The organism is Acidovorax soli (assembly GCF_900107605.1).
In the GTDB taxonomy this organism is placed as follows: Bacteria; Pseudomonadota; Gammaproteobacteria; order Burkholderiales; family Burkholderiaceae_C; genus Acidovorax; species Acidovorax soli.
Genome location: NZ_FNQJ01000018.1, coordinates 13,178 through 35,183, shown reverse-complemented (window position 1 = coordinate 35,183; position 22,006 = coordinate 13,178). Strand labels below are relative to the sequence as shown.

At 63.8% G+C, this 22,006-nt stretch carries 26 protein-coding genes; 11 read left to right on the top strand and 15 right to left on the bottom strand.

Annotation, left to right across the window (positions count from 1 at the left end):
* Positions 1–57 precede the first annotated feature (57 nt).
* From BLW02_RS12400 to BLW02_RS12360, 9 genes are all read right to left on the bottom strand, one after another.
* Positions 58–351 carry a heavy-metal-associated domain-containing protein gene (locus BLW02_RS12400; RefSeq protein WP_092699033.1) on the bottom strand — a complete coding sequence of 98 codons (294 nt, stop codon included), beginning with the start codon at positions 349–351 and terminating at the stop codon, positions 58–60.
* A gap of 51 nt (positions 352–402) precedes the next feature.
* Positions 403–1,071 carry a methyltransferase family protein gene (locus BLW02_RS12395; protein WP_092699031.1) on the bottom strand — a complete coding sequence of 223 codons (669 nt, stop codon included), beginning with the start codon at positions 1,069–1,071 and terminating at the stop codon, positions 403–405.
* On the bottom strand, positions 1,068–1,343 hold the full coding sequence (locus BLW02_RS12390) for a DUF2933 domain-containing protein (protein ID WP_092699029.1): 276 nt from the start codon (positions 1,341–1,343) through the stop codon (positions 1,068–1,070). Before BLW02_RS12390 ends, BLW02_RS12395 begins: the two co-directional genes overlap by 4 nt.
* Before the next feature lie 26 nt (positions 1,344–1,369).
* Positions 1,370–1,843 (bottom strand): hypothetical protein, encoded by a 474-nt coding sequence (locus BLW02_RS12385; protein ID WP_092699027.1) that lies wholly within the window; start codon positions 1,841–1,843, stop codon positions 1,370–1,372.
* Between the two features lie 72 nt (positions 1,844–1,915).
* Entirely contained in the window at positions 1,916–2,260 is a 345-nt protein-coding gene (locus tag BLW02_RS12380; RefSeq protein ID WP_092699025.1) for a copper-binding protein, read from the bottom strand.
* A gap of 67 nt (positions 2,261–2,327) precedes the next feature.
* The gene (locus tag BLW02_RS12375) at positions 2,328–2,822 is read right to left on the bottom strand and encodes a cupredoxin domain-containing protein (protein ID WP_092699023.1); all 495 of its coding nucleotides are present in this window, start codon (positions 2,820–2,822) and stop codon (positions 2,328–2,330) included.
* 33 nt (positions 2,823–2,855) lie between these two features.
* Entirely contained in the window at positions 2,856–4,268 is a 1,413-nt protein-coding gene (locus BLW02_RS12370; protein ID WP_092699100.1) for a multicopper oxidase family protein, read from the bottom strand.
* Between the two features lie 16 nt (positions 4,269–4,284).
* Positions 4,285–5,715: a TolC family protein gene (locus tag BLW02_RS12365; protein ID WP_092699021.1), complete on the bottom strand. Its 1,431-nt coding sequence runs from the start codon at positions 5,713–5,715 to the stop codon at positions 4,285–4,287.
* Positions 5,712–6,047: a hypothetical protein gene (locus BLW02_RS12360; RefSeq protein WP_244273684.1), complete on the bottom strand. Its 336-nt coding sequence runs from the start codon at positions 6,045–6,047 to the stop codon at positions 5,712–5,714. Before BLW02_RS12360 ends, BLW02_RS12365 begins: the two co-directional genes overlap by 4 nt.
* Before the next feature lie 155 nt (positions 6,048–6,202).
* Between BLW02_RS12360 and BLW02_RS12355 the strand changes: the two genes are divergently transcribed.
* Positions 6,203–6,886: a heavy metal response regulator transcription factor gene (locus BLW02_RS12355; protein WP_092699096.1), complete on the top strand. Its 684-nt coding sequence runs from the start codon at positions 6,203–6,205 to the stop codon at positions 6,884–6,886.
* Positions 6,887–8,302, top strand: a complete 1,416-nt coding sequence (locus BLW02_RS12350; RefSeq protein WP_092699020.1) for a heavy metal sensor histidine kinase — start codon at positions 6,887–6,889, stop codon at positions 8,300–8,302.
* Between the two features lie 99 nt (positions 8,303–8,401).
* On the opposite strand, the gene BLW02_RS12345 is transcribed toward BLW02_RS12350, so the two are convergent.
* Complete coding sequence (locus BLW02_RS12345) at positions 8,402–8,749, bottom strand: ArsR/SmtB family transcription factor (protein WP_092699018.1); 348 nt, start codon at positions 8,747–8,749, stop codon at positions 8,402–8,404.
* Between the two features lie 144 nt (positions 8,750–8,893).
* Here BLW02_RS12345 and BLW02_RS12340 point away from each other — a divergent pair, with 144 nt between their 5' ends.
* From BLW02_RS12340 to BLW02_RS12300, 9 genes are all read left to right on the top strand, one after another.
* Entirely contained in the window at positions 8,894–9,943 is a 1,050-nt protein-coding gene (locus BLW02_RS12340; RefSeq protein WP_092699016.1) for an efflux RND transporter periplasmic adaptor subunit, read from the top strand.
* 1 nt (position 9,944) lies between these two features.
* A complete protein-coding gene (locus BLW02_RS12335; RefSeq protein ID WP_092699014.1) occupies positions 9,945–13,253 on the top strand; it encodes an efflux RND transporter permease subunit in 3,309 nt (1,102 codons plus the stop codon).
* Between the two features lie 40 nt (positions 13,254–13,293).
* Positions 13,294–14,583: an NAD(P)/FAD-dependent oxidoreductase gene (locus tag BLW02_RS12330; RefSeq protein WP_092699012.1), complete on the top strand. Its 1,290-nt coding sequence runs from the start codon at positions 13,294–13,296 to the stop codon at positions 14,581–14,583.
* A gap of 45 nt (positions 14,584–14,628) precedes the next feature.
* Positions 14,629–14,838: a YgaP family membrane protein gene (locus BLW02_RS12325; protein ID WP_026436572.1), complete on the top strand. Its 210-nt coding sequence runs from the start codon at positions 14,629–14,631 to the stop codon at positions 14,836–14,838.
* Between the two features lie 14 nt (positions 14,839–14,852).
* A complete protein-coding gene (locus tag BLW02_RS12320) occupies positions 14,853–16,226 on the top strand; it encodes a TolC family protein (protein ID WP_092699010.1) in 1,374 nt (457 codons plus the stop codon).
* 24 nt (positions 16,227–16,250) lie between these two features.
* A complete protein-coding gene (locus BLW02_RS12315; protein ID WP_092699008.1) occupies positions 16,251–16,550 on the top strand; it encodes a rhodanese-like domain-containing protein in 300 nt (99 codons plus the stop codon).
* A 48-nt stretch (positions 16,551–16,598) separates the two neighbouring features.
* Positions 16,599–16,979: a rhodanese-like domain-containing protein gene (locus BLW02_RS12310; protein WP_092699006.1), complete on the top strand. Its 381-nt coding sequence runs from the start codon at positions 16,599–16,601 to the stop codon at positions 16,977–16,979.
* 86 nt (positions 16,980–17,065) lie between these two features.
* Positions 17,066–17,257: a YgaP family membrane protein gene (locus BLW02_RS12305; protein WP_092699004.1), complete on the top strand. Its 192-nt coding sequence runs from the start codon at positions 17,066–17,068 to the stop codon at positions 17,255–17,257.
* Positions 17,258–17,343: 86 nt separating this feature from the next.
* Positions 17,344–17,700, top strand: coding sequence for a carboxymuconolactone decarboxylase family protein (locus BLW02_RS12300; protein WP_092699002.1), 357 nt, complete (start codon positions 17,344–17,346; stop codon positions 17,698–17,700).
* A 39-nt stretch (positions 17,701–17,739) separates the two neighbouring features.
* Here the strand turns inward: BLW02_RS12300 and bioB are convergent, their stop codons facing one another.
* The 5 genes from bioB to BLW02_RS19690 form a co-directional block, all read right to left on the bottom strand.
* The gene (gene bioB / locus BLW02_RS12295) at positions 17,740–18,807 is read right to left on the bottom strand and encodes a biotin synthase BioB (protein WP_092699000.1); all 1,068 of its coding nucleotides are present in this window, start codon (positions 18,805–18,807) and stop codon (positions 17,740–17,742) included.
* Positions 18,808–18,902: 95 nt separating this feature from the next.
* Positions 18,903–19,103 carry a hypothetical protein gene (locus tag BLW02_RS12290; protein ID WP_092698998.1) on the bottom strand — a complete coding sequence of 67 codons (201 nt, stop codon included), beginning with the start codon at positions 19,101–19,103 and terminating at the stop codon, positions 18,903–18,905.
* A gap of 70 nt (positions 19,104–19,173) precedes the next feature.
* A complete protein-coding gene (locus BLW02_RS12285) occupies positions 19,174–19,650 on the bottom strand; it encodes a VOC family protein (protein ID WP_092698996.1) in 477 nt (158 codons plus the stop codon).
* 71 nt (positions 19,651–19,721) lie between these two features.
* Positions 19,722–21,776, bottom strand: a complete 2,055-nt coding sequence (locus tag BLW02_RS12280) for an acetyl-CoA carboxylase biotin carboxylase subunit (protein WP_092698994.1) — start codon at positions 21,774–21,776, stop codon at positions 19,722–19,724.
* A gap of 1 nt (position 21,777) precedes the next feature.
* Positions 21,778–22,005 carry a hypothetical protein gene (locus tag BLW02_RS19690; protein WP_139285370.1) on the bottom strand — a complete coding sequence of 76 codons (228 nt, stop codon included), beginning with the start codon at positions 22,003–22,005 and terminating at the stop codon, positions 21,778–21,780.
* Position 22,006 lies beyond the last annotated feature (1 nt).

Sequence of the window (22,006 nt, the reverse complement as noted above, 5' to 3'; positions counted from 1 at the left end):
AGAGGTATGGGGCGCGGACGCGCCCGCCCGGTTGATCGGAAATGAATGCAGTGGCCGTTATCGGCAACCGCAGCCCCCCGCTCCGCCGTTGTGGCAACCCGAGGCTTTGGGCTGCGAGGTGGCAACGGGAGTGGACGCATCTGTGGCCAGCTTCGCGGGGTAGCCCGCATCCCTCAAGGCCACCAACAAAGGCGCGCTGCCCTGCGCCAGTTCCCCGCTCACCCGCACAAGGCCAGACGAGAGATCGACCTCCACCCCGCGGACCCCCGCCAGCGGCTGCAACGCCTGCGTGACGTGCTTGACACATGCGCCACAGCTCATGCCCTCGACTTGCAGATCCATCGTGCTCATATTTCAAACTCCTAGACAATGAAACGTGTACCGCCAGGGGAAAACTCTAGATCATCTGTTTGACACGGAGTCAGTTTTCGACTGGGCCTTGCCCATGCGGGGGAGAAACCGTGGTGTGCGCTGGGCGTAAGTGTCGTACTCAGCACCAAACTGTTTGCGCATTTCGTGCTCTTCGGTGATGGCCAGACGTCCGTACATCAGGAGCAAGACCGGGAACATGGCCAAGGTCAGCAACGTGGGCCACTGCAGCAGGAAGCCCAGCAAAATCATGACAAAAGCCACGTACTGCGGGTGGCGAATGCGTGCGTAGGGGCCTGCTGTAGCAAGCGACTGGCGACGCTGGGCGTGGTACAGCACATTCCACGCGGTGGACAACAGGTAGAAACCAAAGCCCAGAAAAACGTAGCTGGCGATGTGCAAAACGCCAAAATGCGGATCGCCCTTTTCGCCCAACAGGGTGGACCACAAGTGACCCGAGGTGTGGGAGAGCAGATCCAGGTTGGGGAACTTGGTTTGCAGCCAGCCCGACAGCAGATAGATCGTCAGCGGGAAGCCATACATCTCCACGAACAGAGCAACGATGAAGGCTGCGAATGCGCCAAACGTCCTCCAGTCACGGGCCGTCGCAGGCTTGAAAAAGCTGAAAGCGAACATGATGAAGATCGCTGAATTGATGATGACCAGCGACCACAGGCCGTACGCAGATTCGGTGTGGTTCATCGTGGATCCCCTTCCTTGCGTGATTCGGCAGTTTTCGACGCACCAGGCTTGCCCTGGCCATGGTGACCATGGTCACCATGGCCGCCGTGCATGAAGACATGCATCAGCGGGCAGGCGAGAAGCAGGAGAAAAGGCAGCGCCCCGACAACGTGCGCGAGGTGTTCTGTCCACAGGAAATACGCCGCCACGGCACCGATCACCACAAGGCCTATGGCATAGCGAGAACGCCAGAAGCTGGGGGGTGAATCGTGTCCGTCGTGTTGATGGTTCATGGTGTCCCCCCAATTCAGTGGATGCGTTATTTGGTTGGCGTGGTCGGCATGCGATCCATCATCATCTGCATCATCGACTCCATCATGGACATGCGCTTGTCCATCATCTGTGGATCGCGCTGCATGTTCGTCATGCCGGTGGATGGCTGGCCCGATGCCATCTGCCCTTGCATCGACTCCATCATGCGCATCCCGTCCTGCATGGTCTTCATGTGCTCAGCCATCAATGCCTGGCGCTCCTGGGGCGTCTTGGCGGCGGCCATCTTCTCGTGCATGACCTGCATGGCCTGCATTTGCCGGTCCATGGCGGCCATGTCACCCGAGCCCATGGCCCGGCCCGGCGATGGCAGTGCTGCGGCAGGTGCTGGCACCGCGGTTGCCGCAGGGGCGGCAGCGTCCGCCGGGTGGTGATCCTTGTGCTCGTCCGCACCTTGTGCCAATACGCCTGCGGAGGCGGCGGCGATACAGAGGCCGATCAGAGAGTGGCGAATGTGAATCATGATGCTTCCTTCCTGCTGTGAGAGTTGACTGGGGTTGCCGCGTCCGGCGGCACGGCGTGGTTGCTTCTTTGCTCAGCGCACGGGCTGGATGTCGGTGACGACCATCTTGCCGCCCTCCTGGATGACCACGAACTGCACCTTATCACCGGGCTTGAGCGTGGCAAGCTGGCCCTTGTCGCGGACTGTGAAGACCATGGTCATGCCGGGCATGTCCAGGTTCTTGATCTCGCCGTGCTTGAGGGTGACCTTGCCGTTGTCCGGATCGACTTTCTTCACCTCGCCGTCGGTCATGGAGTCCGATGCGTGGGACATCGCCATCTTGCCGTGATCCATCGTCGCTTGGGCAAAACTGCTGACGGGCATGGCTATGCCCATGGCAAGGGCGGAGATGGCAAGAATGTTCTTGATGGTGTTCATGGTGTCCTCTGTATGAATGGATGAATCTATCTATTTATCTATGGGCGGGTGCGCTGTATCGAAGCCATCACTTGCTGCCCACCCGGACGACGCCCTTCATGCCTGCTTCGTAGTGGCCTGGCATCAGGCATGCAAAGTTCACGGTACCGGCTTTGGTGAACTGCCACACTATCTCCCCCCGCTTGCCGGGCTGCAACGTAACCTTGCTCGGTTCGTCATGTTCCATGTCGGGGAACTTCTTCATCTGCTCCAGATGCTCCAGCAGTTCCTTCTCGGTGCCCAGGCTGAGTTCGTGCTTGGCCTGGCCGACGTTCTTGACGATGAGCCGCACGGTTTCGCCCTGTTTGACCTGGATGTTCGACGGTGTGTAGCGCATGTTGTCGCTCATCTCGATGGTGATCGTGCGGCGGACCTTGGCGGTCAAACCGGGTTTGCCGATGGCCGTCTCATCCCCATCATGGCCATGGCCCCCCGTATGGCTGCCGCTGGCAAAGGCGGCCCCCGAAGCGGCAAACGCAACCATGGCGAAGAATCGGAAGGCATGGGACCAGGTGAACTTCATGGATGAACTCCAAATGAGAAATGAAAGACAAGCTCAATGCTCGCCATGTGATGTCGGCTTGCGTACGTTGACTTCGGTCGGTGCTGCAGGCTTGCGAACACGCGGCATGGACTGCCCGCCTTCGGCACTGAGGCGTGCAGGCTCAGCGATGGGGCCCGTGTACTTTCGCGCCACAGTGCCTTCGGGGTGTTTGAACCATCCAGGGTCTTTGTAGTCGCCGGGCTTCTGGTCACGCCGCACCTTGAGCACGCTGAACATGCCCCCCATTTCCACCGAACCGAACGGTCCCTGGCCAGTCATCATTGGGATGGTGTTGTCCGGGATGGGCATTTCCATCTCGGCCATGTCCGCCATGCCACGTTCGCCCATGGCCATGTAGTCCGGGATGAGGTTGTTGATCTTCCTGGCCAGGCCGCTGTGGTCCACGCCGATGAGTGTGGGAATGTCGTGCCCCATGGCGTTCATGGTGTGATGGCTCTTGTGGCAGTGGAAGGCCCAATCTCCCTCCTCGTCGGCCACGAACTCGATCTGGCGCATCTGGCCCACGGCCACGTCGGCGGTCACCTCGGGCCAGCGTGCGTTTTTGGGGGTGGGGCCACCATCGGTACCCGTGACAACGAACTCGTGTCCGTGCACGTGCATCGGATGATTGGTCATGGTGAGATTGCCGACTCGGATGCGGACCTTGTCATTAAGGCGAACATTCAAGGAATCGATGCCCGGAAAGATGCGGCTGTTCCATGTCCACATATTAAAGTTGGTCATTTCCGCGACCTTGGGCGTTGCGGCCCCCGGCTCGATGTCGTAGCTACTCAGCAAGAAGCAGAAGTCCCGCTGCACTTCGTCGATCAGGGGGTTCTTAGTCTTCGGGTGCGTGACCCAGAAACCCATCATTCCCATGGCCATCTGCACCATCTCGTCCGCATGCGGGTGGTACATGAAAGTGCCGGGCCGGCGTGCTACAAACTCATAAACAAAAGTGTCGCCCGGCTGGATTGCCGGCTGCGTCAAGCCCGCAACACCATCCATGCCACTGGGCAAACGCTGCCCATGCCAGTGGATGCTGGTGTGCTCAGGGAGTCTGTTGGTGACGAAGATGCGCACCCTGTCACCTTCCACCACCTCGATCGTGGGGCCGGGACTTTGGCCGTTGTAGCCCCACAGGTGGGCTTTCATGCCGGGCGCCATCTCACGCACCACCGGCTCGGCCACCAGGTGAAACTCCTTGACGCCCTGGTTCATGCGCCACGGCAGGGTCCAGCCGTTGAGCGTCACCACGGGGTTGTATGGCCGGCCGGAATTGGGCACGAGCGGAGCCATCGTGTTCGGGCTGGATTGAATGACCGGTTCGGGCAGGGCCGCCATGGCCACGCGGCTGACCGAACTGGCCGCCACGGCCCCACCGGCAATCCCGGCGAACTTGAAAAAATCTCTTCTGGATGTCATTGCAATCGTCTCTGCATCAATGGCCGGCATCGCCGCCGGTGGGCGCACTGGATGTGGCGGATAAGCGGGTGCTGGTGGGGCGCCCGATCACGGATGCCTGCAAGGCCGCATCGGCCAGCCAGAATTGCTGCTGTGCATCCATGGCTGCGACAACGGCACTGACCTGATCGCGCGCATCGGCCAGCAACTCGAATGTGCTGATCAGCATGCCGTTGTAGAGAAGCTGGTTCTCTTCCGAGATCACCTTGCGCAGCGGCACCACCTCATCGCGGTAGTGGCGCGCGACGTCGTACGCGGTGCGATAGGCGGAGTAGCTTTCGCGCAGGCTTGAGCCTGCGGAGCGCACAGTGGCTTCGAGCTGGTTTGCCGCCGCCAGGGTGCGGGCGTTCATCGACGCGCGCTGCATCCCCCCCCAATCAAAGATGGGCAGGCGTAGCGCGATCTCCCAGCCCCGCGCGGTGGAGCGGGTGCCTTCGGCATTGTCGAAAGTGGTGTTGCGCCGCCCGGTGAGCTCGATATCCGTGAAACTGGTCACGCTGTTCAAGCCCTGTGCCTTGGCGGCCGCATCCATTGCAGACTGCGCCAGGCGTATATCCAGACGCGCCCGGGTCGCCTGCGATCCGATCGCCTGCGGGTCCAGTGGCTGTCTGGGCAGATCGGGCAAGCGTTCGGGCAGCTTGAGCGCCTGTGCCTGCCCTTCATCCAACCCCAACAAGCGCACCAGCTCTTCCCGGCTGGAGGTGACCTGGTGCTGGGCCGTGCTCAACCGGGTGGCAGCGTCGGCATAGAAGGCTTGCTCGCGTGCGCGGGTGATGCGGTTGAAGTTTCCCGCGGCTTGCATGCGCTTGGCCAGTTCCGCTCCAGCCTCCGCGCTGGCATAGACCTGCTTGGCGTACTTGAACGATTGCTGTGCAACAACGGCACGCACCCACGCCTGGCGTACAAGGGTGACCTGATCCACGACATCGCTGGTCAAACGCAGCTGGGACTGCTCAATCAACCGGTTGGCGACACCGTACCGCGACGGCAGTGTCAGCAAATCCAACAAGCCAAAGGAAAGCGCGCGAGCCAGTTCCAGTTCTGGGCCGGCCGTCATACGCTCAAAGCTGAAAACAGGGTTGGCAATCCGGCCCGCTTGCGCGGCGCCGGCGGACTCCGCCCAACCTTGGGCCAACAGCGCCTGCAGGGACGGGCTGTTCACCAACGCTAGTTGGACAGCCTCCTTCTGCCCCAGAGGCTGGGCCAGCAGATTCCGCGCAACCTGCGCGCGCTGGTCGCGCTCTTCCTGGGTGAGAGCCAAGGCGAGCTGGCCCTCCGTGAAGCTGCCCGCTTCGTCATTCACACGAGTGATGTTCTGGTCCAGGCTGACGCTGGCGCAGCCCGTCAGCACCGCCAGTCCGAGCGCGGACAACGCCAGCCTGGCATGTGTGGCACGCAAACGCATCATGGCTTACCTCCGCCGTGATGACCGGTGTGCGGGTCGTTCGCAGGAACCGCATCCCGGGCGGACGCGGGAACACCTGTCTGGACCTCCTTCGCATAGGCGCGCCAGCCGCCGATCGCACCCACGCGGTCATTGACCTGCCGCCAGGACTGCACCGGCTGATCCTTATAGGCCTGGTAGTCGCTCATGGCCGACGAGTACTGCAACTGCGTCGGCAAAGCGGCCCTGGATGCCTCGGCATCCCCAGGGGTTTGCGCGAAGGTGGCTCCGGCAAGCAACGCCAATGTCCAAGGCATGAACGCCCTCAACGCTGGCGGTTGGTGGGAAATGGCCATGGGCTCCTCTTGATGAATCTCAAATCTCACGATGGAGAGATTCTGGAATACCCATCCTTTCATCCAGGTGTTCTGAAAATTACTTTTTTGTTATCTCCATGCCAGATGGCTTCAAGCTCGGCAAACTCCCATACCAGCACACCGAAGGAGCGCGCGTGAAGATATTGATCGTCGAGGATGAACCCAAGACCGGGGCCTACCTGCGCCAGGGATTGAGCGAGGCGGGCTACGGCTCGGACCTGGTGCCCAATGGTGCCGACGGACTGCACATGGCCATCCATGGCCAGTACGACCTGGTGATCCTGGATGTCATGCTGCCGGGCCTGAACGGCTGGCAGGTGCTGCAGTCCTTGCGTGATCGGGGCCTGGAAATGCCCGTGCTGTTCCTGACCGCCCGCGACCAGGTGGAGGACCGGGTCAAGGGCTTGGAGTTGGGGGCCGACGACTATCTCGTCAAGCCGTTCTCGTTTGCCGAGCTGCTGGCCAGGGTGCGCATCATCCTGCGGCGCGGCCATGCCGGCAGCGAAGGCACCACGCTGCGCGTGGCCGATCTGGAGCTCGATCTGCTGCGCCGCCGGGTATCCCGCAATGGCCGGCGCGTGGACCTGACGGCCAAGGAGTTCGGCCTGCTGGAGCTGCTGATGCGCCGCCATGGCGAGGTGCTGCCGCGCTCGCTCATCGCATCGCAGGTATGGGACATGAACTTCGACAGCGACACCAACGTCATCGAAGTTGCCATGCGCCGCCTGCGCGTGAAGATCGATGAAGGCCATCCGGTCAAGCTGATCCAGACCGTGCGCGGCATGGGCTATGTACTGGATCTGCCAGAGGAGCCCTGAGTGCTGTCGCGCGCCCGTTGGGGCAGGCTCCCGCTGACCCAGCGCCTGACCCTTTTCTTCACCGTGGTGGCCGCTTCGGTCGTGCTCGGCCTGGGAATATTGTTCCTGGTCGAAACCGGGCGGCATTTCGTGGCGCTTGATCGCATCACGTTGCAGGAAAAGCAGCATTTGATCGAGGAGATCCTGCGCAATTCCCATTCGGCGCAGGATGCGCGCAGGCGCCTGGACGAGGCCTTGGGCTACCACCATGGGCTCTACGTCCTGGTCGAGGGATCGCAGGGCGAAGCCATCTTCCAATCACAAGGCTTCGCCGCGGATGCGGGAAGCGCGCCCGCAAGGCCTTCGACGGGAATCGAGTCGTTCGGCACCTGGAAGCGCGGTGGCAGCATTTTTCACACCCTTCGTTTCGAGGCCACGCCGGCTTATTCGCATGCCAATGCGCCGACAAAACTGCGCGTTCTGATTGCGACCGATACGGAGCATCACGCACAGTTTCTGCAGGATCTTCAACGCGATTTGGCTATCTATGTGGTTGCTGCCATCGTCGTGTGCGCCTTCTTGTCCTGGCTCGCTGCGCGCCAGGGGTTGGCCCCGTTGCGCGAAATGAGGTCCCGCGCGGCTGCGGTCACCGGCCAGAAGCTGACCGAACGCATGCCCGTGCAGGCCGTGCCGGTGGAGATGGCTGATTTGGCGCAAGAGCTCAACCGCATGCTGGATCGGCTGCAAGAAGATTTCCAGCGCCTGACCGATTTCTCATCGGACCTGGCGCATGAGCTGCGCACCCCTATCAGCAATTTGCTGACGCAAACCCAGGTGGCCCTGTCCAGCAAGCGCGATGCCGCCACCTACCGGGACATCCTGGCCTCCAATGCAGAGGAATTCCAGCGCCTGGCACGCATGGTGGCCGACATGCTCTTTCTGGCCAAGACCGAACGCGGTGTGGATCTTCCGCACAAGGAGCGGTTTTCGGCTCGCCAGGACGCCCTGGCCTTGCTGGAGTTCTATGAAGCCGTCGCGGAGGAAAAGCGCATCCGGTTGCGGCTGGAGGGCGATGGCGACATGGAGGGTGACCGCCTGATGTTTCGCCGTGCCGCCAGCAATCTGCTGTCCAACGCACTGCGCCACACGCCCGAAGGCGGGACCATCACGGTTCACATCGCTGACACCGCGGATTCCACGGTGGTGTCTGTGGAAAACACGGGCTCCGAGATCGACCCCAAGATGCTGCCGCGGCTGTTCGACCGCTTCTACCGAGCCGATCCCGCCAGGGCGCATCCCGATTCCGAGGGCAGCGGGCTGGGCCTGGCCATCACCCGTGCCATCGCCGAAGCCCACGGTGGAAGCGTCACCGTCACATCATCCAAGGGGCGCACATGCTTTGCCCTGGTGTTTCCGCATCGCCTGACGCAAGCGTGACGCTTGCCACGATCCCGCGAGATGCAGAAGCATCCTGCGGATGGCCTGGAAAGAACCCGCAAAACCTGGCCAGCTTTGCGCTTGCCCCTGCGCAGCTCGCTATTCTGAATCCGTTGCCACGGTGAACAACGCCCTGCTGGCCGCCGATCGTTCCAGCTGCCGGGCAATGTTGTCGCATACCAGATCACACAGCGCATACACCGATTCGTCTGCAAAACGGTAGTACACGCTGGTGCCCCGCCCTTCGCGCGCGACGAGGCCTTGTTTGGTCATCAGCGAAAGATGGCGTGACACATTGGCCGCCGTGTAACCACACATCTGTGCCAGATCACCCACGTTGCGCTCTCCGTCGCGCAGGATGTTGAGGATGCGCAGGCGCGTGGGCTCTGCCAGCACCTGAAAGTAACCGGCCACCGCTTCCAGCGCTTGGGGAGGCATGTCTTTCATAAATCACTCCTGGGTCTGAACGGCCGGAGATTCCAGCAACGCAAGGATCAGACTGGCGGTTATGATACATCAATTGACTAATTAGCTATTTAGTTAAATAATGAACGTACTGCAAGATACATCCCACACAGAGCGGAGAACCGGATGCTGATACCTCGACTCGCTACGGCTGCTTTTCTGTCCAGCCTGATGGCCGTGCAAGGCGCTTGGGCCGCAGATGCCGCGCCGCTCAAAACCTATGTGGTGCAGGCCGATGGCGCAGGCCAGCACGCCAGCGTGGATGGTGTGGTGGAGGCCGTGCGCGATACGACGCTGTCGGCCCAGGTGCAGGGTGCGATTGTTTCGCTCGGCGTGAAGGTCGGCGACACGGTCCAAGCGGGGCAGGAAATCCTGCGCCTTGATGCCCGGGCGGCCACGCAGAACGCCGCCGCCAGCGCAGCGCAGGTCGATGCCGCCCGCGCCAGCATGCAGGTGGCCAGCAAGGAATTCGAGCGGCAGAAACAGCTCTACCAGAAGCAATACATCAGCCAGGCGGCGCTGGACCGTGCCCAGGCCCAGTTGCAGGCCAACCAGGCCCAGGTGCAGGCACTGCAGGCACAGGCGGGGGCCGCGATGACGCAATCAGGCTTCTACGCTGTAAAGGCCCCTTATTCCGGCGTGGTGAGCGAGGTGCCCGTGGCCCTGGGCGACATGGCGATGCCCGGGCGCCCACTGGTCAGGCTGCATGACCCTGTTGCATTGCGTGTAACCGCCATGGTGCCGCAAATGGCTGCCGCAGCCTTGGCTGGTACGCAGACCCTGCAAGTCGAACTTCCCGCGCTCGCGGCGGCGCGCATCACCGTGCAGCCCAGCCAGATCCAGCTGCTGCCCACGGTGGATGCCGCCACGCACACCGTGCAATTGCGCGTGGCGCTGCCGCCAGATCTGAAGGGTGCGGCGCCCGGCATGTTTGCCCGGCTGTGGTTGCCAGCAGTGCCCGCGGCGGCGGGCGTGCAACGCGTGCAGATTCCGGCCAGCGCCGTGGTGCGCCGCGCGGAAATGACGGGGGTCTATGTGCTCAATGCCCAGGGCAGGCCACTGCTGCGCCAGGTGCGCCTGGGCCGCGTTGACGGCGAAAAGATCGAGGTGCTCAGCGGCCTGCGCCAGGGCGACAAGGTAGCCACCGATCCGCAGGCAGCCGCCAAGGTGCGCTGAGATGGCCGACATGAATACTCCCACACCGAAAGCCCTGGGCATTTCAGGCCGCATCGCGGCCTTGTTCCAGAGCGCCCAGATCACCCCCTTGCTGGCGCTGGTGGCATTTTTGCTGGGCGTTTTTGCCGTGCTGGTGACACCGCGCGAAGAAGAGCCGCAGATCAACGTCACCATGGCCAACGTGCTGATTCCGTTCCCCGGCGCCTCGGTGGCCGATGTGGAGCAGATGGTGGCCACGCCGGCCGAGCAGGTGCTTTCGCAGATGGCGGGCACCGAGCATGTGATGTCGGTTTCGCGCCCTGGCGTGGCCGTTCTCACCGTGCAGTTCAAGGTGGGCGTGGCCCGTACCGAGGCCCTGGTGCAGCTGCATGACACCCTGCGCAGCCACACCGACTGGCTGCCGCGCGACCTGGGGGTGCAGGAGCCACTCATCAAGCCCAAGGGCATCGACGATGTCCCCATCGTCACGCTCACGCTTTTCAGCAAGGATGCGGACACCGGCGCCTTTGCCCTGGAGCGCGTGGCGCACAGCATGGAGTCTGAAATCAAGCGTGTGCCCGGCACGCGCGAAGTACAGACGGTAGGCGGCCCCGGCCGGGCCGTGATGGTACGCCTGGACCCTGCCCGCATGGCCAGCACCGGCACCACCGTGCAAGACCTGCGCAGCGCGCTGCAATCGGCCAACATGGGCATGCCCGTGGGCGATTTGATCGCCGGCAACCAGGCGGTGGCGGTAGAGGCCGGCCCGTTTCTCACGCAGGCCAGTGACGTGGCCGAGCTGATGGTGGGCGTGCGCGGAGGCAAGCCACTGTTCCTGAAAGACGTGGCCGAAGTCAGCGACGGCCCCCTGCCCGCGAGCCGCTACGTGTGGCACGGCAAGGCCGAAGTCAGCGGTGGCGGCGAATATCCCGCCGTCACCTTGCTGGTGACCAAGAAGCCGGGTGAAAACGCCATCGACGTGGCCAACGCCGTCATGCAGCGGGTGGAGCAGCTGCGCAACACCGTCATTCCGGATGGCGTTGAGGTGGCCGAAACGCGCAATTACGGCGCCACGGCCAACGACAAGGCGCAAAAGCTGATCCAGAAACTGCTGTTTGCCACGGCATCGGTGGTGGCGCTGGTGTTCATCGCGCTGGGCCGGCGCGAGGCCGCCATTGTGGGCACGGCGGTGGTGCTGACGCTCACGGTGACCCTGTTCGCCTCCTGGGCCTGGGGGTTCACGCTCAACCGGGTATCGCTGTTTGCGCTCATCTTTTCCATAGGCATCCTGGTGGACGATGCCATCGTGGTGGTCGAGAACATCCACCGCCACCAGCAGCTCTTTCCGGGCAAGACGCTCGCACAGATCATCCCGGGCGCGGTGGACGAAGTGGGCGGCCCCACCATCCTGGCCACGTTCACCGTGATTGCCGCCCTGCTGCCCATGGCCTTTGTCTCGGGCCTGATGGGCCCCTACATGAGCCCGATCCCCATCAACGCCAGCATGGGCATGCTGCTGTCGCTGGCGATTGCCTTTGTGGTCACGCCCTGGCTGGCGCGCCTTTGGATGAAGGCGCACCAAGCCGGCGCGGCGGCGCATGCCGCGCCTTCGGGCATGGCGGCCCGCATCACCCCCCTGTTCACCCGCATCTTCACGCCGCTGCTCGATGACCAGCGCGGCAGCCGCAATCGCCGCCTGCTCGGCCTGGGCGTGGCCGTGCTGATTGCGCTGTCGGTGGCCCTCCCCGCCACGGGGCTGGTGCTGCTCAAGATGCTGCCGTTCGACAACAAATCGGAGTTCCAGGTGGTGGTGGACATGCCTGCCGGCACCCCGGTGGAGCAGACCGCTGCGGTGCTGCACGAACTGGGCGCGTATCTCGCCACGGTGCCCGAGGTGACCGATTACCAGGCCTACGCAGGCACGGCCGCCCCCATCAATTTCAATGGCCTGGTGCGCCAGTACTACCTGCGCGCTGGCGGTGACGTTGGCGACATCCAGGTGAACCTGGTGGACAAATCGCACCGCAAGGACCAGAGCCATGCCATTGCCACGCGCGTGCGCCCTGCCCTGCAGCAGATCGGGCAGCGCCTGGGTGCCAACGTGAAGGTGGTCGAAGTACCGCCGGGTCCGCCGGTGCTGTCGCCCATCGTGGCAGAAATCTATGGCCCCGAGGCCGAAGGGCGCCGCCAGGTGGCCAAGGCCGTGCGCACCGTTTTCAGCCAGACCGCCGGTCTGGTGGATGTGGACGACAACAGCATCGCCAGCGCTCCGCGCAAGCTGCTGCTGATCGACCGGCGCAAGGCCGCCCTGCTGGGCATACCGCAGCAGGCCATCGTAGGCACGCTGCGCGCAGGCCTGGCGGGCGAAGCCACCACCTACCTGCACGACGCCAGCAAATACCCCGCGCCCGTGGTGCTGCAGCTGCCCGAAGAAAGCCATGGCGACCTGGCCGCGCTGCTGCAGCTGACGGTGCGCGGCGCCTCGGGCAAGCAGGTGCCCATCAGCGAGCTGGTAACGGTGAGCGACACCGTGCGCGAGCAGCCCGTGTACCACAAGGACCTGCTGCCCGTGAGCTTTGTGGTGGCCGACATGGCGGGCAAGGTGGACAGCCCGCTGTACGGCATGTTCCAGATGCGCGGCGACATCGCAAAGATCCCGACCCCGGGCGGCGGCCCGCTGGTGGAATACTTTGTGCGCCAGCCCTCGGACGCACTGCGCGACTACGCCATCAAGTGGGACGGCGAGTGGCAGATCACCTACGAAACCTTCCGCGACATGGGCGCCGCCTATGCCGTGGGCCTGATTCTCATCTATCTGCTGGTGGTGGCGCAGTTCGGCTCGTACCTCACGCCGCTGATCATCATGGCGCCCATACCGCTGACCATCATCGGCGTGATGCCGGGCCATGCCCTGCTGGGCGCGCAGTACACGGCCACCAGCATGATCGGCATGATCGCGCTGGCCGGCATCATCGTGCGCAATTCCATCCTGCTGGTGGATTTCATCAACCTGCAGGTGCGCGAGGGCGCGCCACTCAAGGAAGCCATCGTGCACTCGGCCATCACCCGGGCCCAGCCCATCGTGCTGACGGGGCTGGCGGCCATGATTGGCGCGTTCTTCATCCTCGATGACCCGATCTTCAATGGCCTGGCCATTTCGCTGATCTTTGGCATCTTTGTCTCCACCGTGCTCACGCTGGTGGTCATTCCCACGCTGTATTACGCGGCCTATCGCAAGCAGGTGCGCCACCCCGGTGACGGCCAGGACGCGGCACCCGTTTCTTCCGTTCCCCCCGCTGGCAGCAGCCCGACAGAGGCGGCACCGCACTGATCTGCACGGATTTTCAACCAGGCACCACAGGAGACAGACCATGGCCCACATCGTCGTTATCGGAGCAGGCATCGGCGGCATGCCCGCCGCCTATGAGCTGCGCAGCAAGCTGCCCGCGCAGCATCGCGTCACCGTGATCAGCGCGGTGGACTATTTCCATTTCGTGCCGTCCAATCCCTGGATCGCGGTGGGCTGGCGGCAGAGGGAAGACATCGTGCTGCAGCTCGCCCCCCTGCTGCAGCGCAAGGGCATCGATTTCATTGCCAGCCCTGTTCAGACAATCGATGCGGCGGGCAATAGCCTGGCGCTCGCCAATGGCCAGACCGTGGCCTATGACTACCTGGTCATCACCACCGGCCCCCGGCTGGCCTTCGAAGAAGTTCCGGGCGCAGGCCCGATCGATGGCCACACGCACTCCATCTGCACGGTCGACCATGCCCAGCATTTCTGGGCCGACTACGAAAAGTTCCTCGAAAACCCCGGCCCCATGGTGATCGGTGCCATGCCCGGCGCCAGCTGCTTTGGCCCGGCGTATGAGTTTGCCTTCATCGTGTCTGCCGACCTGCGCAAGCGCAAGCTGCGCCACAAGGTGCCCCTGACCTATGTGACCAGCGAGCCCTATATCGGCCACCTGGGCCTGGGCGGCGTGGGTGACAGCAAGAGCATGCTGGAGAGCGAGCTGCGCGGCCAGGACATCAAATGGATCACCAACGCCAAGACCACGCGCGTGGAAGACGGCAAGATGATGGTGGACCAGCTCGACGACCAGGGCAAGCTGCTCAAGCAGCACGAGCTGCCTTTCAAGCTTTCGATGATGCTGCCCGCTTTCAAGGGCGTGGATGCCGTGGCCGCCGTCCCCAGTCTGTGCAATCCGCGCGGTTTTGTGCTGATCGACGCACACCAGCGCAGCAAGGCCTACCCCAACATCTTCGCGGCGGGCGTGTGCGTGGCGATTCCGCCCGTGGAGGTGACCCCCGTGCCCACCGGCGCCCCCAAGACGGGCTACATGATCGAGACCATGGTCTCGGCCATCGTGCACAACATCGCCGCCGACCTGGAGGGCAAGCCTGCCACGGCCACCGCCACCTGGAACGCCATCTGCCTGGCCGACATGGGCGATACCGGCGCGGCCTTTGTGGCTCTGCCGCAGATTCCGCCGCGCAACGTCAACTGGTTCAAGAAGGGCAAATGGGTGCACCTGGGCAAGATCGCCTTCGAGAAATATTTCCTTGGCAAGATCAAGTCCGGCAACACCGACCCGATCTACGAAAAATACGTGCTCAAGATCCTGGGCATCGAGCGCCTGCCGGAGCCCTCCGGCCCGAGGTAGCCCCTTCTTGCTGTTTTACCCATCGTTCAACTACGGAGCTTCATCATGACTTCCTGGCAACTCGTTCGCATCATCGGCGGCTCTTTCATCCTGCTGTCGCTGGCCCTGGGCGTGGCCGGCAGCCCGATCTTCCACAGCGCCAACTGGCTGTGGTTCACGGCCTTTGTCGGCGCCAACCTGCTGCAAAGCGGTTTCACCCGGTGGTGTCTGATGGAAACCATCATGCGCAAGCTGGGCGCGGTGGCAGGCAACTGAACGGAGATCGCACCATGCGCATCAAGCCCCTGTGGGCCGCCTTGCTGGCACTGGGCATCACGGGCGCCCAGGCGGGCGACCTGCTGCAAGCCTGGCAGGCCGCGCGCCAGCACGACCCCGACATGGCCGTGGCGCAGGCCGCGCTGCGGGCCGGCCAGACGCGGCGCGACCAGGCCAGCGCGCTGTGGCGCCCCACGGTGGCCGCCACGGCAACGGGCGGCGCCATGGGCTCGCAGACCTCTGCCGGCGGTGCCTCGTTCTCCGCGCCGGGCCTGGGTACCTCGTCCCATGTGGGGTTCAATACCTCGGTGGACAACAGCCTGGGCGGGCGCTGGAGCGTGGGAGCGCGCATGCCGCTGTACAGCCCTGAACGCACGACCCAGGGCCGCAAGCTTGGGCTGTCGGCCGACCTGGCCGATGTGCAATGGCAGGCCACAGAACAGGCCCTGATGCTGCAGACCGCCGAACGCTACTTTGCCGTGGCCCTGGCCCAGGATGGCCTTCGCCTGCTGCAGCGCCAGCAAGTGGCAGTGAACAAGGCGCTGGTAGAGGCGCAAGACCGCTTCCAGCTGGGCGACGCCCCCGTGACCGACACCCACGAAGCGGCTGCCCGCGCCCGCGCCATCGACGCACAGGTGCTGGCCGCCGAAGTGGATCTGCAGATTGCCCAGCGCGCCCTGGCCGACACCACCGGCTGGCCGGCCGACGCATTGCAGGTGGCGCCCGCCCCTGCCCTCGCTGCCACCCCGGCCGTGCCGGACCTGCCGCAATGGCTGGATCAGGCGCAAGCCCGCAACCCCGGCCTGCACCAGCAGGCCCTGGCAGTGGAGGTTGCGCGCCAGGATGTCGCCCAATATGCCCGCGGGGCAGGCACCACGGTGGACCTGGTGGCACAGGCCAGCCGCGAGCACCTGAGCGGCTCGGGCCGCTACGGCCAGGGCAGCAACACCGCCCAGCAGCACCTGGTGGGCGTGCAGATCACGGTGCCGCTGTACACCGGCGGCCAGCGCGGGGCACGCGAGCAAGAGCTGCTGCACCTGCAGGCCAAGGCCGAGGCCGAACTCGACCGCACCCGCCAGCAGGTGGCGCAGCAAACCCGCGCGGCCTGGCTGCGCCTGCAGTCAGGCACAGCCCGCACCAGCGCACAGGACGCCGCCCTGCGCGCCAGCCAGGCCCGCCTGGACGCCACCCAGCTGGGCCGCCAGGTGGGCGACCGCACCACGCTGGACCTGCTCAATGCCCAGAACGACGCCGCCGCCGCCGAGCTGGTCCTGGCGCAGCTGCGCACCTCCCTCACGCTGGAGCGCCTGCGCCTGCTGGCGCTGGCCGGGCAACTGGACGAGCGCGCCCTGCACGCCGCCACCGTGGACGCTGCGGCAGCCAAGTAACCCCCTTCATCCCCCAAAGACGCCATGGAACCCAACGCATTCCCACAGCCCGCCCATTGCCTGGTGGTCGATGTCCGCTCGCCCGGCGAGTTTGCCTCCGGCCATGTGGACGGCGCCATCAACCTGCCGCTGGACCGCCTGGGCACCGACTGCGCGCAGGCCTTGCCCGACAAATCCACGCCCCTGGTGCTGTGCTGCCTGTCGGGGGCGCGCTCGGGCATGGCGGCGCAGTGGCTGAGCCAGCAGGGCTACGCGCAGGTGACCAACGGCGGCTCGGTGGGCAACGTGTCGCTGCAGCTGCAGCGGCCCATCCGCCGCGGCTGAGGTTTTTCTTTTTCCCTTTCCAACTCCCATGCACCCCAAGGAACTGCCATGAAAACCGCCCACGACCTGGTGACCGTTGCCAAGACCCGCGTCCAGGAAATCTCCGTGGACCAGGCCGAGCAGGCCATCCGCAACGCCGACGTGCTGATCGATGTGCGCGAGGCCGACGAATTCCAGGCCGGGCACCTGCCTGGCGCCATCCATGCCTCGCGCGGCCTGCTGGAGTTCAAGCTCAGCAGCACGCCGACGCTCACGTCGCGCGATCTCAAGGTGGTGCTGTATTGCAAGACCAGTGGCCGCGCCGCGCTGGCCGCATGCGCCATGCAGGACATGGGCTATTTGCAGGTGCAATCGATTGCAGGCGGGTTTGATGCCTGGCTGGCCGCTGGCAAACCCGTGGTGAAGCCCGTGACACCCTCGTTCGAGTAACCCGGCGAAGCGGCTTTTCGCCGCGTCGCCTTTTCGCAAAGCGGCCCGCCAAGGGGGCTGCAGCAACGCCAAGCAAAGGAAAAATCATGAAGATCAACGTTGGAAACCTTGACCGCGTCTTGCGCATCGTGGCGGGCCTGGTACTGATCGCCCTGGCAGCCACCGGCACCGTGGGCTGGTGGGGCTGGCTGGGCGTGGTACCCCTGGCCACCGGCCTGTTCCGTTCCTGCCCTGCCTACTCCCTGCTGGGCACCAACACCTGCCCCGTGAAAAAATAACAGCGCGGAGACAGCGCAGGGGCAAGGCCCCGGCAGCGCTGTTTCCGATCCGTGGGCATTGCCCCTTTTTTGATGGAAATTCCTTCATGAGCACGTTTGACCATGCCGGCCTGATACACAACATCAATGAAAACCTGGCACCCTTCCGCAAGGCCCAGCCCGACGCCATGCGCGGGTTTGCGCAGCTGGCGCAGGCCTCCATGGCCGAAGGCGCGATCAGCGCCAAACACAAGGAACTGATCGCCCTGGCCATTGGCGTGAGCCAGCATTGCTCGGGCTGCATCGGCTTTCATGTCAAAGCCCTGCTCAAGCTGGGCGCCACACGCGCCGAACTTGAAGAGATGCTGGCCGTGAGTGTTTACATGGGCGGCGGTCCGTCGCTGATGTACGCCGCCGAAGCCCTCAAGGCCTGGGACACCATGGCCGAAGGCCATGCCGCCTGAGTGCGCAGATGCTCGCGCATCGCGATGGGTGCGTGGGGTTCAGGCGCAAGCGCCCTGGGGTTGCGCATGTGCCTGCAGGTCATCCGTCTCGGTGGTGGTGGTGCGGTGGCCATTCAGGCCCAGCTTGACCAGCAGTTGCACATCGGCATCCACATCGGGGTTGCCCGTCACCAGTAGCTTGTCGCCATAAAAAATCGAGTTCGCCCCGGCCATGAAACACAGGGCCTGCACGGCTTCACCCATCTGCTGGCGTCCCGCCGACAGGCGCACGCGCGCCTTGGGCATGGTGATGCGGGCCACGGCAATCACGCGCACGAAGTCGAACGGATCGACGGGCTCGCTGTCGGCCAGCGGCGTACCGGGCACGCGCACCAGGCTGTTGATCGGCACTGATTCGGGGTATGGCTGCAGGTTGGCCAGCTGCGCAATCAGCCCTGCGCGGTGCACCGGCGCCTCGCCCATGCCCACAATGCCGCCACAGCACACGCTGATGCCCGCGCTGCGCACATGCTGCAGGGTATCGAGCCGGTCCTGGTAGGCGCGGGTGCTGACCACGTCGGTGTAGTACTCGGGGGCGGTATCGAGGTTGTGGTTGTAATAATCGAGCCCCGCATCCTTGAGCGCCTGCGCCTGGTGCGATTCGAGCATGCCCAGCGTGGCGCAGGTCTGCAGGCCCAGGCCCTTCACGGCGCCGATCAGGGCGCTGACTTTTTCAATATCGCGGTCCTTGGGCGCACGCCAGGCGGCGCCCATGCAAAAGCGCGTGGCGCCTGCATCCTTGGCGGCCTGGGCAGCGCGCACCACTTCGTCCACTTCCATCAGCTTCTCGGCCTTCACGCCGGTATCGAACTCGGCGGCCTGCGGGCAGTAGCCGCAGTTTTCGGGACAGCCACCGGTTTTCACCGACAGCAGCGTCGCCAGTTCGATGTCGCCCGCGGGCCAGTGCTGGCGGTGCACCGTCTGCGCCTCAAACAGCAAGTCCATCAAGGGCTTGTCAAGCAGGGCCTGGATGGCATCGACCGTCCAGGGGCCCTGGGCTGCAGCAGGGACTACGCGGCGGTGCAGCTGCAGGGGCTGGCTGGTGGAGGTGTTGGCGGTTGAGGGCATGTAGGGTCTTTCAGGGGCGAGGCAAATCAATGCGCGCGAAGAAGAAAAAATGTCTGCCAGTACCACTGGCATAACGGGCTTGGCTTGGGCGGACTTTACTTGGGCTGGCTGGGCTGGTCGGGCGAGGCGGGAATGAAGCCCAGGGCTATCAATTCTTCGTCGCTCAGCTCCAGCTCGGTCAATTCGGGCTGGCGTGGCTCGACCCCGCGGCGCCGCTCATAGCTGGTCGGTGGGCCTTGCTCTTGCTGCCTTCTGTCTTGTCCGCTGCGTCGGTCGGTATTCTGACGTCGATCCATTTTCCCAATCCGTCCAAAGGTGTTTCACGAACCCGGGCACATGCGCTCGGCAGTGCTGCCGGGCCATACCTTAACCCAGTACGGTAATCACATCCGCCGGCGCCTGCACCAGCTCGATCAGCACACCCTCACCCGCAATCGGGAACTCGTCGTTGCTCTTGGGGTGCAAAAAACAGATGTCGTAGCCTGCCGCGCCCTTGCGCACGCCACCTGGCGCAAAGCGCACGCCCTGCGCGGTGAGCCACTCGACGGCGGCAGCCAGGTCGTCGATCCACAGGCCGATGTGGTTGAGCGGCGTGGTGTGCACGGCGGGTTTCCTGTCGATATCGAGCGGCTGCATGATATCCACCTCGACCTTGAAAGCGCCCTGCCCCATGGCCAGGATATCTTCGTCCACGTTTTCGCGCTCGCTCTGGAAAGTGCCGGTCTGGGTGAGGCCCAGCATGTCCACCCAGAGGGTTTTCATGCGCTGCTTGTCGGTGCCGCCAATGGCGACCTGCTGGATGCCCAGCACCCTGAAGGGGCGGGGTGTGATTGTGCTTGCCATGGAGAAATGCCCTTGAATACTCTGTTTTTGATAGCTTTCAGCGCTTTCCCATCAAGCGCCAGCAGCATATTTCACTGAAACTCCAGGATCACCTGGTCCACCGCGAGCGACTCGCCCTTGCCCGCCATGATCTTGCCCACCACGCCATCCTGCGCGGCAAAGAGGATGTTCTCCATCTTCATGGCTTCGATTACGGCCAGCTTTTCGCCGGCCTGCACTTTCTGGCCCGGCTGCACCGCCACATCGACCAGCAGGCCAGGCATGGGCGAGAGCAGGAACCGGGACAGATCGGGCGGCGCCTTGAACGGCATGAGCTGGTGCAGCCGTGCGCCCAGCTGCGACAGCACCAGCGCTTCGATCTGCGTGCCATTGTGTGCAATGCGCAGCGCCAGCGGGTTCTTGCCCACACCACGCTCCACCTGGGCCGTGAAGCCCATGCCATTGCACTGGCCCTGAACGCGGATTTGCCCCAGGGTTGCCGTGCTGCTGATCTGATAGCTTTTACCGCCCACCGCAACTGCGCTGGAGCGCAATTTGCCTTCCATTTCGAAGTCGGTCACCGCCACGTCGTGGTGCTGGTTCTGGCCCTCGGCACCCAGCGTCACCACCACAAACTCCTCACCCACCTTCACCTCGTGCCCGGCCAGCTGGCCGCTGATGCCCGAGGCGCGTGCACGGTAGCGGCGGTGCATGTAGGCGGCCAGCGCCACCAGGAACAGCGGGTCGCTGTGCGGCACGTCTTCGGCCGCAAAGCCCTTGCCGTAGTTTTCGGCGATGAAGCCGGTGTTGAAATCGCCCGTCACGAACTTCGGATGCGCCAGCAGCGCCGCCTGGAACGGAATGTTGCTGCTGATGCCCCGGATGACGAAGCCGTTGAGCGCGGCGCGCATCTTGGTGATGGCATCGTCGCGGTCGGTGCCATGCACGATGAGCTTGGCGATCATCGAGTCGTAATACATCGGGATCTCGCCGCCCTCGTACACGCCCGTGTCCACGCGCACGCCCAGCTTCTTGCTGGTGTCGGACTGGAACATGCTCTCTTCGGGTGGCTGAAAGCGCACCAGGCGGCCCGTGGACGGCAGGAAGTTGCGGAACGGGTCTTCGGCGTTGATGCGGCACTCGATGGCCCAGCCGTCGCGCTTCACGTCGGCTTGCGTAAGGGGCAGCTTCTCGCCGGCGGCCACGCGGATCATCAGCTCCACCAGGTCCAGGCCGGTGATGCACTCCGTCACCGGGTGCTCCACCTGCAGGCGGGTGTTCATCTCCAGAAAATAGAAGTCCTGGTCCTTGCCGACCACGAACTCCACCGTGCCGGCGCTTTGGTACTTCACCGCCTTGGCCAGCTGCACGGCCTGCTCGCCCATGGCCTTGCGGGTGGCATCAGAGATGAAGGGTGACGGCGCCTCTTCGATCACCTTCTGGTGGCGGCGCTGGATGGAGCACTCGCGCTCGTTCAGGTAGATCACATTGCCGTGGCTGTCGCCCAGCACCTGGATCTCGATGTGGCGCGGCTCCTGCACGAATTTCTCGATGAAGATGCGGTCGTCGCCAAAGCTGTTGCGGGCTTCGTTCTGGCAGCTGGCAAAGCCTTCAAAGGCTTCCTTGTCATTGAACGCCACGCGCAAGCCCTTGCCGCCGCCGCCAGCGCTGGCCTTGATCATCACGGGGTAGCCAATGCCCTTGGCAATTTCCACCGCCTGCTCGGGGCCAGCAATCGCGTCGTTGTATCCAGGAATGGTGCTGACCTTGGCCTCGTTGGCGAGCTTCTTGGACGCGATCTTGTCGCCCATGGCGGCAATCGAATGCGCCTTGGGGCCGATGAAGGCAATGCCCTCGTCCTCGCAGCGCTTGGCAAAGGCTTCGTTTTCCGAGAGGAAGCCATAGCCAGGGTGCACGGCCTGCGCGCCGGTCTGCTTGCAGGCGGCAATGATCTTGTCGGCCAGCAGATACGACTCGCGACTGGGTGCGGCACCGATGTGCACGGCCTCGTCGGCCAGCTTGACATGGCGCGCTTCCTTGTCGGCGTCGGAGTAGACGGCGACGGTGGCAATGCCCATTTTTTTTGCCGTAGCAATCACTCGGCATGCGATTTCGCCACGGTTGGCGATCAGAATTTTGGTGAACATTTCACAACCCGTTTTCTTGAATAATTTGCTTCAACTGCTGGACAACTTCTGGACTAAAGCGAAGGCTTTGACTCTTTTTCCCGGGAATCGCACGCTCTACCGAGCCATAGGTGTCTAGTTGTAGAAATTTTTGACCGTCGATTGCTACTACTGTGTAGGAGCAATCCACTGCGGAATGCTTAGTCACTGTTTGCAGTGGCTGTGTTCTTAGCTCTGTAACTAGTGCCATA